Source organism: Nonomuraea sp. B208 (assembly GCF_057536035.1).
Genome location: NZ_BAAJOU010000005.1, coordinates 18,232 through 31,626, shown reverse-complemented (window position 1 = coordinate 31,626; position 13,395 = coordinate 18,232). Strand labels below are relative to the sequence as shown.

At 73.3% G+C, this 13,395-nt stretch carries 16 protein-coding genes; 6 read left to right on the top strand and 10 right to left on the bottom strand.

Annotation, left to right across the window (positions count from 1 at the left end; genetic code table 11):
• Window positions 1-33: 33 nt before the first annotated feature.
• On the top strand, window positions 34-1,137 hold the full coding sequence (locus AC27IY_RS03040) for a hypothetical protein (RefSeq protein WP_487177052.1): 1,104 nt from the start codon (window positions 34-36) through the stop codon (window positions 1,135-1,137).
• 56 nt (window positions 1,138-1,193) lie between these two features.
• Window positions 1,194-1,448, top strand: a complete 255-nt coding sequence (locus tag AC27IY_RS03035; RefSeq protein WP_344216568.1) for a hypothetical protein — start codon at window positions 1,194-1,196, stop codon at window positions 1,446-1,448.
• A gap of 72 nt (window positions 1,449-1,520) precedes the next feature.
• On the opposite strand, the gene AC27IY_RS03030 is transcribed toward AC27IY_RS03035, so the two are convergent.
• Window positions 1,521-1,676 carry a hypothetical protein gene (locus tag AC27IY_RS03030; RefSeq protein ID WP_329576518.1) on the bottom strand — a complete coding sequence of 52 codons (156 nt, stop codon included), beginning with the start codon at window positions 1,674-1,676 and terminating at the stop codon, window positions 1,521-1,523.
• Window positions 1,677-1,838: 162 nt separating this feature from the next.
• Between AC27IY_RS03030 and AC27IY_RS03025 the strand changes: the two genes are divergently transcribed.
• Entirely contained in the window at window positions 1,839-3,293 is a 1,455-nt protein-coding gene (locus AC27IY_RS03025) for an AAA family ATPase (protein ID WP_423448295.1), read from the top strand.
• 90 nt (window positions 3,294-3,383) lie between these two features.
• On the opposite strand, the gene AC27IY_RS03020 is transcribed toward AC27IY_RS03025, so the two are convergent.
• From AC27IY_RS03020 to AC27IY_RS02995, 6 genes are all read right to left on the bottom strand, one after another.
• Entirely contained in the window at window positions 3,384-3,773 is a 390-nt protein-coding gene (locus AC27IY_RS03020; protein WP_423448297.1) for an STAS domain-containing protein, read from the bottom strand.
• Between the two features lie 19 nt (window positions 3,774-3,792).
• Window positions 3,793-4,158: a MarR family transcriptional regulator gene (locus AC27IY_RS03015; protein WP_344216575.1), complete on the bottom strand. Its 366-nt coding sequence runs from the start codon at window positions 4,156-4,158 to the stop codon at window positions 3,793-3,795.
• 101 nt (window positions 4,159-4,259) lie between these two features.
• Window positions 4,260-4,658, bottom strand: a complete 399-nt coding sequence (locus AC27IY_RS03010) for an ATP-binding protein (protein ID WP_364451923.1) — start codon at window positions 4,656-4,658, stop codon at window positions 4,260-4,262.
• A gap of 112 nt (window positions 4,659-4,770) precedes the next feature.
• On the bottom strand, window positions 4,771-5,133 hold the full coding sequence (locus AC27IY_RS03005) for an STAS domain-containing protein (protein ID WP_487177051.1): 363 nt from the start codon (window positions 5,131-5,133) through the stop codon (window positions 4,771-4,773).
• 361 nt (window positions 5,134-5,494) lie between these two features.
• The gene (locus AC27IY_RS03000; RefSeq protein WP_487177050.1) at window positions 5,495-6,175 is read right to left on the bottom strand and encodes a TetR/AcrR family transcriptional regulator; all 681 of its coding nucleotides are present in this window, start codon (window positions 6,173-6,175) and stop codon (window positions 5,495-5,497) included.
• A gap of 63 nt (window positions 6,176-6,238) precedes the next feature.
• Window positions 6,239-7,459 carry a cytochrome P450 gene (locus AC27IY_RS02995; protein ID WP_487177049.1) on the bottom strand — a complete coding sequence of 407 codons (1,221 nt, stop codon included), beginning with the start codon at window positions 7,457-7,459 and terminating at the stop codon, window positions 6,239-6,241.
• A gap of 137 nt (window positions 7,460-7,596) precedes the next feature.
• Between AC27IY_RS02995 and AC27IY_RS02990 the strand changes: the two genes are divergently transcribed.
• Window positions 7,597-8,550 carry a cation diffusion facilitator family transporter gene (locus AC27IY_RS02990; protein WP_364451931.1) on the top strand — a complete coding sequence of 318 codons (954 nt, stop codon included), beginning with the start codon at window positions 7,597-7,599 and terminating at the stop codon, window positions 8,548-8,550.
• On the opposite strand, the gene AC27IY_RS02985 is transcribed toward AC27IY_RS02990, so the two are convergent.
• Together AC27IY_RS02985 and AC27IY_RS02980 are read right to left on the bottom strand one after the other, a co-directional pair.
• Entirely contained in the window at window positions 8,532-9,668 is a 1,137-nt protein-coding gene (locus AC27IY_RS02985; protein ID WP_423448307.1) for a bifunctional WXG100 family type VII secretion target/C40 family peptidase, read from the bottom strand. The two genes, AC27IY_RS02990 and AC27IY_RS02985, sit on opposite strands and share 19 nt — an antisense overlap.
• A complete protein-coding gene (locus AC27IY_RS02980) occupies window positions 9,668-9,964 on the bottom strand; it encodes a hypothetical protein (protein ID WP_423448309.1) in 297 nt (98 codons plus the stop codon). Before AC27IY_RS02980 ends, AC27IY_RS02985 begins: the two co-directional genes overlap by 1 nt.
• Window positions 9,965-10,118: 154 nt before the next feature.
• On the opposite strand from AC27IY_RS02980, the gene AC27IY_RS02975 reads away from it, so the two are divergent.
• The gene (locus AC27IY_RS02975; RefSeq protein WP_344216592.1) at window positions 10,119-10,757 is read left to right on the top strand and encodes an HNH endonuclease family protein; all 639 of its coding nucleotides are present in this window, start codon (window positions 10,119-10,121) and stop codon (window positions 10,755-10,757) included.
• 81 nt (window positions 10,758-10,838) lie between these two features.
• Window positions 10,839-11,537: a hypothetical protein gene (locus tag AC27IY_RS02970; protein WP_487177048.1), complete on the top strand. Its 699-nt coding sequence runs from the start codon at window positions 10,839-10,841 to the stop codon at window positions 11,535-11,537.
• Between the two features lie 8 nt (window positions 11,538-11,545).
• Here AC27IY_RS02970 and AC27IY_RS02965 read toward each other — a convergent pair whose 3' ends face one another.
• Complete coding sequence (locus tag AC27IY_RS02965; protein ID WP_487177047.1) at window positions 11,546-13,393, bottom strand: DUF2264 domain-containing protein; 1,848 nt, start codon at window positions 13,391-13,393, stop codon at window positions 11,546-11,548.
• Between the last annotated feature and the right edge of the window lie 2 nt (window positions 13,394-13,395).

Here is a 13,395-nt window from a genome sequence, read left to right as displayed (position 1 = left end):
CCGGCCCCGCCGGGGCCTGGCGACGCTGGAGGCATGGGAAAACGGCTTCTGCCCGCTCTCGGGCTTTTCGTGCTGTCCCCGCTGGCGGGCGAGTTCCTGCTGGGGAACCTGCCCGTCACCGCGCTGCCCGCGCTGATCGTCCTGGCCCCGCTGTACGGGGGCGGCGCCCTGCTCATCCGCGAGCTGGCCCGCCGGCGGGGTGCGGGCTGGCCGGGCATGGTGCTGCTCGCGGTCGCGTACGGGGTGGTGGAGGAGGGGCTGCTCACGCGGTCCCTGTTCGATCCGCACTTCGCCGGGATGGACCTGGCGTCGTACGCGTGGCTGCCGGGGGTGGGCGTGAGCGCCTGGTGGACGACGTTCGTGCTGGGCGGCGTGCACGCGGCGGGGAGCGTTCTCGCGCCGATCGCGGTCATGGAGGCCCTGGTGCCGTCCAGGGCGGAGGAGCCGTGGCTGGGCCGGCCCGGCCTGGTCGTGGCCGGGGTGCTGTACGCGCTGGGCGCGGCGGCGACCGCGCTGAACCCGGACGCCTACCGCGCGCCGGCGGGGCAGCTCGCGGCGGCGGCCGTGACGGCGGCCCTGCTGACCGCCCTCGCCCTGCGCCGCCACCGGCCCGCCACCACACTCGCGGAACGGGCGCAGGCGCAGGAGCGGGAGCGGGCCCAGGCGCAGGAGCGGGAGCGGGAGCGAACCCAGGGGCAGGCGCAGGAGCAGGCGGCGGAGCGGGCACAGGGGCAGGTGCCGGGACGGGTGGTGAAGCGGGCGCCGGGGGCGGGGGCGGTGCTGGGGCTCACGCTCGTGGCGGGCCTCGCCTTCTGGCTGGCCGCGTTGACGATCGGCGTCCTCCGCGCGTGGCCGGCCGTGGCCGCGAACCTCGCCCTGTACGGGGCGGCGTACGCGCTCGTCGCCCGCTGGGCGCGCCGGGCGGGCTGGGGACCGGCCCAGCGGTTCGCGCTGGGCGCGGGCTGGATGCTCACCTACGCCTGGCACTCCTTCCCGCAGCCCCCGGCCCTGCCCGCCACCCCGGCGGTGGACCTGGCGGGGAACGTGGCCTTCGCCGCAGCGGCCGTCGTCCTGCTCGCCGTCGCCTGGTCCCGGGTCCGGTCGGCGCGCGGGGCGGAGGAGACCGCCACGCTCTGACCCTCCGCAACGGGGTGTTTTGCCCGGTCCTGACCGTTGCTCTGGCACCGTGGAGTATGGCCATATTGGGGGAAGAACGCTGGCACACCGCCATCCGGGACCGCGCCGCGACGCTGGCTTTTCCGGAGTGGACACCGCGCGCGGAAGACTGGGCGCAGCTCCATACGGGTTTCATCGACGATGGGACGCCCTATACCGAGGTCTCGGTCTACCGGGACGACGACGGCCGGCAGCGCATCCATTACCGCCGCTACATCGCCGAAGAGCTGCAGCATTTCTGGACCCGGCTGATGAGCGAGTCCGGCGACTGACTCGCCAGCGTCGTCCCGGACAACGCAAGGTGCCCTGCGGCCGGAGGCCGCAGGGCACCAGCACGTCAGGCGTCAGCCCTGGTCGCCCGGCACGTTGTTCTTCCAGTCCTCGGGCTTGGCGGCGCCGGGCTTCTTCTCGGCGCCGTTGCGGCCCGGCATCGCGCCCTTGGCCTTGCCCTTGTTCTTGTCCTTGTCGCCGCTCTTCGGCTTGCGCGCGTCCTGAGCCATCCGACTTCCCTTTCTGCGTGTCACGGAGAGAAGCGGTTCACTACTCCCCGTACACGCGGATGCCCTCAGGGGAGGTCCACGAACGACCGAGCGGCCAAGATGCGACAAAGCACGTTAAATAACGCCGCGCGGGCCGGAACCCCGTGCGGCATGATGGCGATCGTGACGGACATCGATCCCGCGAGCGCGCGGGCCCTGGCCGAGAGCCTGCGGCAGGTCTACAGCGCCGTGGCCGAGAGCATCGGCGCCGACAACGCGGCCTCCCCCCTGATCACTCAGGTGACCGAGCACCTGGGCTGCCCCCTCAGCGACGTGGTGGTGGTCGAGGAGAGGTACCGCTTCTACGAGCACGCCGCGCTGCAGATCGCCACCGACCTCTACCTCGACCGCCACTCGCCGGGCGCCCGCTGGTTCGGCATCGTCGGCGGCGAGCGCCGCTGGGAGAGCATCATCAACATGCTGCTGGCCGCGATGCGGGACGGGAGCCGGCTGCTCGGCCGCCCCGACTACGGCACGGCCGCGGTCGGGCCCGAGGCCACGATCGAGGTCGTGCAGCTCGGCCTGGTGGCCACCGTCGCGCCGGACGGCACGCCGGTGGTCCTCGCGCTGAGCGAGCGCGAGGACCACGAGCCGCACACCCTGCTCACCGTGCTCACGGCCGAGCGGGGCACCGCGACGGCGGTGCGCGAGGAGATCGACCGGCTCAAGCGGGAGCACGACCCGCTCCGCGGCCAGGTGCTCAGCTTCGGCTTCAGCGAGCACCGGGACAACGAGATGCTCAGCTTCCTGCCCCGCCCCGAACTGGCCGCCGAGGAGGTGGTGCTGCCGGAGGGACGGCTGGAGGCCATCGAGGAGCACATCGTCGGCATCGCCGAGCTCGCCGACCGGCTGACCGCCGCCGGCCAGCACCTGCGCCGCGGCCTGCTGCTGTACGGGCCGCCGGGAACGGGCAAGACCCACACCACCCGCTACCTGATCGGGCGGCTGCGCGAGCACACGGCGGTGCTCATCACCGGGCCCGCCATGCGGCGCATCGACTACGCCGTGGCGCTGGCCCGCACGCTGCAGCCGTCCCTCGTGGTCATCGAGGACGTCGACCTCATCGCCGAGGACCGCGGCCACCACGAGACCAGCCCGCTGCTGTTCTCCCTGCTGGACGCGATGGACGGCATCGGCGGCGACGCGGACGTGACGTTCGTGCTGACCACGAACCGGGTCGAGGCGCTGGAGCGGGCCCTGGTCCAGCGGCCGGGACGGGTGGACCTCGCGGTGGAGGTGCCGCGTCCGGACGCGGCGGCGCGGGAGCGGCTGGTCCGGCTCTACGCGCGTGACCAGCGGATCGACGCCGACACCGGGAAGGTGGTCGCCGCGACCGAGGGCGTGACGGCGTCGTTCGTGAAGGAGCTGATGCGGCGGGTGATCCTGATCGCGCTGCGCGCCGGCGCGCCCGCGCTCACCGACGAGCACTTCGACACGGCGCTGCGGGCGATGGCGGGCGACGACCAGTCACTCACCCGGGCCCTCCTCGGGTCGCAGGAGGACTCACGGGACGGGGTGATCCCGGCCGACCCGAAGGACACCCGCACCCCGGCCCGCCTGTCACCGCCCGCCTGCTGACCCACGCCGCTCACCCGCTGCCCACCTGCTGACCCAACCGCTCACGCGCCGCCCACCGCCCCGCGCCCCGGCCGCCCGGGCCGGGGCCGGTCACTCGCCGACGGCCGTGGCCGGGCCGGTGGCCTCGCCGGGCAGCAGGGTGGCCGCGGCGCCCGTGATGGCGAGCAGCCGGGCCGGCATGCCGTGCACGCCGGTCAGCACGAGGGAGCCGCCGCGCCGCCACGCCTCGCGCTGCACGCCGAGCAGCGCGCTCAGCCCGGCGCAGTCGCTGAAGCTCAGGCCGGCCGCGTCGATGACGATCCTGCGTACGCCACGGCTCAGCAGCTCGTCGCAGGCCGCGCTCAGCCGCGGGCGGGTGAGGAGGTCGAGCTCGCCGTCGAGGCGCACCACGGCGTGCCCGTCGCGCTCCTCGACCAGGACCGTCAGCCAGTCGGGCGCGCGGCCGCCGGGCAGCGCGTGGCTGGATTCGTCGGTGGTCATCGGCATCGGGTGGCTCCTGTCACGACGGAAGAGAAGGCGCGCGGCGGTCGAGGTCTCCGTCCGGTCGCTCCTGGCCGGGCGGGTGGTCGTCGGTGAACAGGGACAACAGCCCTTCGATCTGATGGTCGGCGTCGGCGGGGTGGCGGAACGGACGGCTGGGGTCGACGCTGTAGCGGGTGCGTCTGCCCACGCGGGTGCGGGTGATGTAGCCGCCGCGTTCCAGGTCGGTCACGATGTTCTGGGCGGCGCGCTCGGTGATGCCGATCGCGGCCGCGATGTCGCGCACCCGCGCGCCGGGATCGCGGGCGATCTCGGTGAGCACCCGGGCGTGGTTGGTCAGGAACGTCCAGGACCGGTCCGCCGGGGAGGAACGCACCTGCTCCATTGATCCTCCTGGTGGTCGCGGATGGGTGGTGTGCGCACGTCCTGGCGAAATACTATTACGGAAAAGTTTTTCGTGAAAGTGGGGGGCGCACCGCGCGCCGCTCAGTGAGCGGTCGGACCCGCGTAGTCCATGTAGAGGCGGAGCCGGGAGTGGCCGTCCGGGTGGTCGAGGTCGACCCGGTCGCAGACGCTGCGGATGATGAACAGGCCCATGCCGCTCGTGGGGTTGCGGGCCGGGAGCCGCCTCAGGTGCTCGGGGAGGAGGGTGCCGCCCTCGTCCAGGATCTCGACGACCATGCCCTTGTCTCCGGCGCGGGCGACGAGCCGGCCGCCCTCCCCTCCGTGGTCCAGCACGTTCGTGACGGCTTCGTTGACCGCCAGGACCAGCAGCTCCACCCGTCTGGCCGTCATGCCGGACGTCAGCGCGTGATCGCGGAGCACAGCCCGGACCGCGGCCAGGTCCGTGCCGGTGGGGAGGCTCAGTTCGAGCAGGTCGCTCAACGTGTCATGTCCCGTCTCGTCAACGTGCCGCGGCTCACGGGCGCATCCGTCCAGTGCGAGACCGCCCGCCCGCCGGAGAGGCGGCCGGGGGCTCCTGAGGCCGGCACGACGGTCATTCCGGGCGTATCAGCCCGTTCGTGGCGTGGTCGAGGTCGTCGTAGGCGGGCAGCTGCTCCTCCAGCTGGGTGATCTCCAGCAGCGCCGCCATGCTCGGGTTCACCTCGATGAGCCGCAGGCCGCCGCTCCGCTCGCGCGCCCGCTCCTGCGCGATGACCAGCGCGCGCAGCCCGCTGGAGTCGCAGAAGGCCAGGCCGCCCAGGTCGCAGACGATGTGCGGGCACGCGTGCGGCGCGCCGCCGAGCAGCTCGTCGAACGCGCGCGACAGGTCGGGCTGGGTCTGCCTGTCGAGCTCACCGCTCAGGGTCAGCAGCCAGTAGCCAGGCCGGCGCTCCACCTCGATCGCGAGTGCCGTCACCGCTTTCCCCTCAAGGTCCGTGATCCAGGCCGGACGTCTCGTCCGGGCCGTCGCGGAACCCCCGCGGCGGCTTGGCGGCAAGCCTACGCGGACGCGGACGGCCCGCGGTACGCCCTTCCTGGCGCCGCATCTCGGGGAATCGCCCACAATCGTCTTCACTGGTCGTCGACAATCTTGTTGCTTCGTGGTCCGCACATGGTCGCGTCCGATTCCCGCGGTGGTCGCGGCGAAGGCGCCCAGATCCGGCGTCACGCACGCTTCCGCAGCGGTTCACGGCATATGTCCGCAGCAGTGTCAGCCGCCCCTTCCCCCCGCCGCCATGCCGAAACCCGGGAGTCCAGGCGTGGATGAACGGCGGAATTCAGCCGGGGAGCAGGGCGGAGCTGAGGCCGAGAACGGCGGTGACGAGATTGTCGCCGAGCCTCCGCCAGGCCCGTTCCGCCTCGTCCGGCCTGGCCTCCCCGGCGGCCAGCTCGGTCTCCAGGTCGGCGCACATGTGGACGAGGAGCAGCCGGATCATGGCCGCGTGCCGCTCGGTGAGCTCGGCGTCCCGCCCGGCCCCGGCGACGGGGTGGAGGCGGTCGAGGCGCTGGAAGGAGGGCGTGCAGGTGTACGCCCGCCGCGCGTGCTCGCGCAGCCCCGGATCCACGACGGCCTGCGCGAGGAAGCGCCCGTACCAGGAGGGGGTGCCGAGCTCGACGTGATGCTCGATGCCGGGCTCGACGACGCAGGCGATCCACTCGCGCGGCGACGCCTCACCCCGCTCCTCCAGCACGGCCACCAGCCGGGAGCGGTGCCGTTCGACCGCGGCCGCGTGCTGCTCCAGGATGGCGACGATCAGCTCGTCCCGGGAGCTGAAGTGGTACTGCACGGCGGAGTTGTTGCGCTGCCCGGCCGCCTCGCGGATCATCCGCATGGAGACGCCGGCGAAGCCGTGCTCGGCGTACAGGCGTTCGGCGGTCCGCATGAGCTTGTCCCGGGCGCGCAGCGAGCGCGGGGACGGCCGGGAGGACGGCGCGGGGACCGCCGTGCTGACGTTCATGACCGTCCTTGAAGATGAATTCGGTGCAGTCTTTCCCCGATTATCACCACGGACGCGGCCGGCTCACCAGGTCACCCACACCTCCTGGAGCCCGCCGGCGATGCCGCCGGTGCGCAGCCGCAGGTCGGACGGGTGGTCGCGGAGCCCGAGGCCGGGCAGGCGCCGGGTGAGCAGGCCGAGCACGACCTGCAGCTCCACGCGGGCCAGCGGCTGGCCCAGGCAGTAGTGCGGGCCGGCGCCGAAGGTGAGGTGCTGGGCGACGTTGGGCCGCCTGGGGTCGAAACGGTCGGGGTCGGGGAACTTCGCCGGGTCGCGGTTGGCGGCCGTGGTGCTGGGGATCACCGTGCTGCCCGCGGGCACGACGGTGCCGCTCAGCTCGACGTCCTCGGTGATGTACCGGGGCACGCCGCCGATGATCGACAGCGTGCTGTCCAGGCGCAGCACCTCCTCGACGGTGCCCGCGATCAGGTCGGGGTCGTCCACGACGGCCTCGTAGCGGGAGCGCTCGGACAGCAGCACGGCCGTCATGATCGCGATCATGTTGGAGGTGGTCTCGTGCCCGGCCAGCAGCAGCCCGCGCACGGTCGAGATCAGCTCGTCCTTGCCGAGCCGGCCGTCCTCGGCGTCGCTGATCTGGGTGAGCTCGCTCAGCAGGTCGTCGCCGGGATCGGCGCGGTTGCGGTCGACGAGGTCCGACACGTAGGCGTTGAACTCGCTGTAGGCCTGGTCGACCTCCTGCTGCGTGTAGGCGGTCAGCGTGAGCATCACCCGCGACCAGTGCGCGAACTTGTCCTGGTCCTCGGCCGGCGCGCCGACCAGGGCGCAGATGACGCGCACCGGCAGGGGCAGCGCGAGCCCGGTCGTCAGGTTGCCCGGGGAGCCTTTGGCGAGCATCGCGTCCAGCAGGTCCTCGGCCATGGCCTGGACGCGGGGCCGCCACACCTCCATCTTGCGCTGCGTGAACCAGCCGCTGAGCAGCCGCCGCCACCGCAGGTGGCCCTGCCCGTCGCGGATGGCGGAGCCGCCGGCCCGCTGCCTGCTGAACACGCCGCCGTCCTCGGTGGTGGCCAGCCGGGCCGCGCCCTCCCTGGCCAGGTCGCGGCTGAAGCGCGGGTCGGCCATCACGGAGCGGGCGTCGTCGTAGCGGGTGACGAGGGTGGCCACGTCGCCGCTCGGCAGGCGTACGTGCGCCACCGGGCAGCCTTCGCGCAGCTCGGCGAGCCGCGGCGGCGGCTCCAGCGCGGCAGGGCGGTCGAACGGGTATGCGGGGATCTCGTCAGCCATCGCTTTGGCCCTCCAGTCGGTGAGTCCGACCCTCCGAATATAAGATGATCATCTTATTCCGGCAACGTCCGCCCGCCACCGCGTTGTTCCCGCCCGCTTCTGGGTACTGGCGAGGCTTCCGATCGAGAGGAGGCGGCGTGAGCCGAGGCGGTTCCCAGCAGGCGACCCTGGCGGCCCTGGCGGCCAACATCGGGATCGCGGTGATGAAGTTCGTGGCGTTCCTCTTCACGGGCTCGTCGTCGATGCTCGCCGAGGGCATCCACTCCGTCGCCGACTCCGGCAACCAGGGGCTGCTGCTGCTCGGCCGGTCGCGCTCGAAACGCGGGCCCACGCCGGCCCACCCGTTCGGGTACGGCCGCGAGCGGTACTTCTACGCCTTCCTCGTGTCGGTGGTGCTGTTCTTCGGCGGCGGCCTGTTCGCCCTGTACGAGGGCTACGAGAAGATCAGCGACCCGCACCCGCTGGAGAGCTGGCCGTGGGCGGTCGGCGTGCTGCTGGGCGCGATCGTCATGGAGGGCCTGTCGCTGCGCACCGCCGTCCGCAACGCCAACCGGTTGCGCAAGAACCGGTCCTGGACCCGCTACATCCGCGACGCCAAGGCCCCGGAGCTGCCGGTGGTGCTGCTGGAGGACGCCGCGGCCCTGACCGGCCTGGCCTTCGCCCTGATCGGCGTCACCCTCGCCCTGATCACCGGCAACACGGTCTGGGACGGGGTCGGCTCGGTCGCGATCGGCGTCCTGCTGATCATCGTGGCGGTGACGCTCGCCAGGGAGACCAAGAGCATGATCATCGGCGAGGCGGCCTCCCCCGAGATCCAGCGCTCCATCGAGGACGTACTCAGGGACGACGACGTCATCGCCGGTTACACCCAGCTCCGCACCCTGCACCTGGGGCCGGAGGACCTGCTCGTGGCCGCCCGCGTCACCGTCGCGGGACACCGGGAGTCGGACGCGGTCGCCGAGGCGCTCGGCGAGACCGAGCGGCGCATCCGCGACCGGGTGCCGATCGCCTCCGTCGTCTACCTCTCGCCGGCCCCCGCCGACCAGCGGGAGCGGCGGCAGGACGACCAGGATCAGGTGAAGCGGCGGTAGCTGACGGCGCGGCCGTCGTTGGCGACGGTCCCGATGCTGACGGTGGACCCGGCGTGCGGCGCGTGGATCATCTTGCCGTCGCCGATGTAGACGCCGACGTGCCCGGCGGGGTTGCCGAAGAAGACCAGGTCGCCGGGCTGCGGTGTGCTGACCGGCGTGCCGCTCGCCTGGTAGCCGGCGGCGGTGGTGTCGCCGATCTTGATGCCCGCCTGGTTGAGCACGTAGTAGACGAGGCCGCTGCAGTCGAAGGCCGACGGGCCGTTGGCGCCCCACACGTACGGCTTGCCCATGTGCAGTCTGGCGGCCTCCACGATGCGGGCGCCGGTGGCGGTGCCCTTCTCGAACGGCAGGGGCGTCGGCGGCGGGCCGTCCCCGGCGTAGCCGGCAGCAGGTCCGCCGCCAGGCCCGCCCCCGGTTCCGCCCATCGGGCCGGCCCCGCCTCCGTCGTTGCCCTGCAGGGTCGTCTTCGGCAGCGGAGCCGGCTCCCACTTCACCGTGTGGCCCGGTCCCGGCACGAACGTCTGGTCGCCGGACGCCTTGATCGCGGCGAACGTCGCCGCCCGGTCGCTCGGCGCCTTGGTCTCGGCGGTCGCCCAGTCGCCCAGGAGCTTCTTGACGTCCTTCATGGCCTGGGTCACGGCCGTCTCGGCGTCCTTGCCGTGCGGCCGGGCATCGGTCAGCGCCTTGGCGACCAGGGGCTTGACCGCGGCGTCGTCCTCCTTCTTGTCGGCCTTGGGGTGGGCCGTCCGCCAGGCGCGCACGTCGTCCAGCAGCGTGTTGCAGATCCCCTCGACCTTCGACTTGGCCGTCTCCAGCGCCTGGGCGGCGTTGTCGAGTGCGCCCGCGCTGTTGGTCAGGGCGTGGTGGAAGGCCGTGCCCGCGCGCTCGTAGCCGCTCATGTAGGTGACGAAGGCGTCCGCCGACCCGCCGTTCCACGCGTTGTCGACGGTGCGGACCGCGGCGCTGACCCGGCCGGCGTAGCCGTCGACCTTGCCGGCCGCGCCGCGCCACCGCTTGGCGATGCCACGGATGGTCTCGGGGCTGCCGCTGACCTTGCGCAGCAGCTCGGCCAGCTCGGCGCCGTCCGGCAGCGCGGCGACCTGCTCGGCGACGCCCATCAGGAGTCCGCCCCGCTGGCCAGGTTGGCGTTGCGGACGTTCTGCCGCACCTTGTCCAGCGCCGCTTCGACGCCTTTGAGCTTGGAGCCGGCCTGGCCCAGCTCGCCGCCCGCCTCCTTCTCGATCGCGTCGACGGCGGAGGCCAGGCCGGAGGAGTCGGCCAGCTTGCCGAAGATCAGGGAGTCGGTGGCGCCGGCGGGATAGCCGCCGGCCAGCTCGGCCGCTTCCTTCCCCACCCGCAGCGCGACGGACGCACAGTCCTCCAACGCCTGGAAGTGGACTTCTAGCCCGCCCATCGCCAGCTCACCCCGTGTGTTCGCCGTGATCTCCGTCGGTGCGGGATCCATCTTGCACCAATCGCCCCTTCTGACGCATCCGTCCGGCCGGATCGGGCCCGCCTTCCCGATGTATCGGCACCGAGCGCACGTGAATGCTGGTAAGGGTTGAACCATGATCTTCTTCAGGCGGGCGGCCCAGGCCGCCGTGCTCGCGTCCCTGACCGTCCCGATCGTCCTCGTCGCCGCCGCGCCACCGGCCGCGGCCGAGGCGGGGTCGGCGGCGCGGGCACGCCGCCTGCTGGATCAGCTCAAGGTCGCCCGTCCGCTGCCCATCCGCGGGTACAGCCACCAGCGGTTCATGCCGCGCTGGGCGCACCACAAGGGCACCTGCGACGCGCGCGAGACGGTGCTGGCCCGCGACGGGCGGCGGGTGCGCAGGAACGCCGCCTGCCACCCGGTCAAGGGCGCCTGGTACAGCCCGTACGACGGTAAGTGGCTGAAGAGCGAGCGCCTGGTGGACGTGGACCACGTGGTGCCGCTCGCCTACGCCTGGCGCTCCGGGGCCAGCCGGTGGAGCCAGGCGAAGCGGCGGGCGTTCGCCAACGACCTGACCCGCCCCGAGCTCATCACGGTCAGCCACTCGGCGAACCTCGCCAAGGGCGGCCAGGGCCCGCAGAGCTGGCGGCCGCAGCGGCGCGCCTACTGGTGCAAGTACGCCACCTCGTGGATCACCGTGAAGCACCACTACCGGCTGTTCGTCACGCGGAGGGAGCGGGTGGCACTGCTCAACATGCTGCGTACGTGCCGGTGACACCCTTTGACCTGCGCTTACGTCGCTCTTAACGGGTTGAGTGCACTCTTGTGGCCATATGAACCGTATCGGGAGGACACGATGACAACCTCTGGACCGGACGACTTCAGCACCGCGGAGGTTCTCGGCGAGGAGCCGCCCAGGCGACGGTATCCCCGTTCGCTGGTGCTGGCCGGGGTCGCCGCGGTGGCCCTGGTCGCCGGAGCGGGGGTCGCGACGGCGGCGGCGCTGTCGCCGTCACCGTCCCCGACGGCGACGGCGACGGCCGGGAACGGTCCGTCGCCTTCCGTCACGCCCTCGGAGGACAAGGGCTGGGGCCGGGGCCACCGGGCCGGCCTCGGCGGGCCCGCCCTGCACGGCGAGTACGTGGTCCGCGGCGAGGACGGCGGCTACGTGACGATCGCCACCCAGTACGGCGACGTCACCGCCGCCGACCAGGACTCCGTCACGGTCAAGAGCGAGGACGGCTTCACCAGGGAGTACGCGCTCACCTCCGAGACCCGGATAAACCGGGGAGGCGACGGCGCCGACGCCGTCAAGGCCGGTCAGAAGGTCATGGTCGCCGCCAAGGTGGACGCGGGCAAGGCCACGGCCGTCGTCGTCCGCGACGTCACCAACCGCGCGGGCACGGCCCCCGAGCAGGGCAAGGGCTGGGGCCGGGGTTGGGGCGGCAAGGGCCACGGTGGCGGGGACGGCGGCGCGGGCCACGGCAGGTGGCATCACGAACCCTCGACGTCCTCCCCCGCCCCGAGCCCGTCGGAGAGCCCCACCGCCTCCTGACCCTCCGGTCACCGGTCGCCGGCTGCCGCCTCGTTCAGGGGGACGCGTACCGGCTCGCCCGTGGACAGGGTGATCACGGCCTCGTCCGCCGTCACCCGCACCTCCGGCAGGGGCGGCGCGCCGGGGGCGGCGGTGAGGAGGATCAGGCTGACGTACACGGCCGTGCCGCCCGGGTGGGCCGGGCAGGTGACGTACGGGGTGGCCGAGCACGGGCCGAAGGCGTTGACGCCGTCGCCGGTGACGACGCCGGCCGAGGTGAAGCCGTGCAGGCCGCGCGCCGCGCTGGTCAGCCCGTCCGGGCGCCGGGCCACGGCGTGGACGCCCTCGACGTGCGTGGCGGGGGGCAGCCCGTCGGCGAGGGCGTGGCCGCCGTCGCGGACCAGGTGGCCGGCGGGCGCGGTGACCTGGTGGACGCGGATCTCGGCCGGCCCGTCCGCGACCGAGGTCGTCACCACACGGACGTCCCCGTCCCGGTAGGCGGAGGCGGCCACCCGCTCCCCCACGGCCAGCGGCTCGATGCGGCGGCGACGCGAGGGGACGCCCTCCGGGGACACGACGGCGAGCTGGTTGTCGGCCGCGTCCGGCGCGAAGTCGGGGCCGGTGTGGCTGGTGTAGGCGAGCCGCAGGTAGAGCGGGTCGGGCTCGCCGTCCTGGCGCTGGACGCGGTCGCGGTCGCTGCCGTGGTTGAGCAGGCGTACGACGCCGTCGGCGCGGGTGGCGTGCAGCAGCCAGCCGGCCGGGGGCACGGGCACGACCTGGTCGGCGAGGTCGACCGGGGCGGGCTCCTCCGGCGCGGCCCAGGCCGGGTGGTCCGGCGGCAGGAGCAGGCCGAGAAACGCCTTGCTCGCCCAGTACGGCGAGGCGGGACCCGAGTAGTCCTGGGTGCCGGGCGGGAAGGGGGCGTACCAGCCGCAGGTGAGCAGCCCGCGCTCGTCGGGCGCGCCGCGCTCGGCGAAGTGCCGCAGGACGCCGCTCGCGATGCGCCGGGTGCGGCCGGGCGGCAGCGGCGAGGCGCCGGTGAGCTCGCCCAGCCACAGCGGGACGGCGGTCGCGAAGCGGTAGATCAGGGAGCGGCCCTGGTGGACGGGCCCGCCGTCGGCGGCGAAGAAGTGCTGGTAGTCCTCCAGGAACAGGCGCAGGCGGGCGGCGTAGCGCTCCTGCCGGGCGGTGTCGCCGGACATCCTGGCCCACAGCGACGGGTAGAGGTGCAGCGCCCAGCCGGTGTAGTAGTCGAAGTTCTTGCCCTTGCCGTCGGAGTACCAGCCGTCGCCGGCGTACCAGTCCTCGATGCGCTCCAGGCCGGCTTCGATCTCGGCGGGCTCGTACGGGCCGCCCGCCTCCGCCAGGAACTGCTCGACGACCACCCGGAACATCACCCAGTTGTTGTCCGGCGTACGCCGCCCCAGCATCCCGGCCAGCCAGGCGAGCACCCGCTCCTGGACGGCGGGGTCGAGCCGGTCGTACAGCCAGGGCCGGGTCTCGTGCAGCGCCAGCGCGATGGAGGCGGCCTCGACCAGCGGCTGGGACATGTCGGTCAGCGGCGGCCAGGCACAGGGGTGGGCGGGGTCGGTGCCCGCGGCCAGGCCCTCGGCGTAGCGTTCCAGCAGCGCGGGCGGCACGTCGCCGCCGGCGCCCGCGATGCGGAAGGCGGCCAGCAGGAACGTCCTGGCGAAGCCCTCCAGGCCGTCGCTGACGGGCCCGGACCGGCTCGGGCTGCCGGGCAGGCGGTACTGGGCGAAGCCGTCGGTGGCGTACGGGACCACGGCGTCGAGCAGGCGGTCGGCCATGGCCTCCCAGTGCGCGCGGGTCCAGCCGGTACGGGGTGACAGGCGGTGGTCGGGGGGCGGGAGAGGCATGG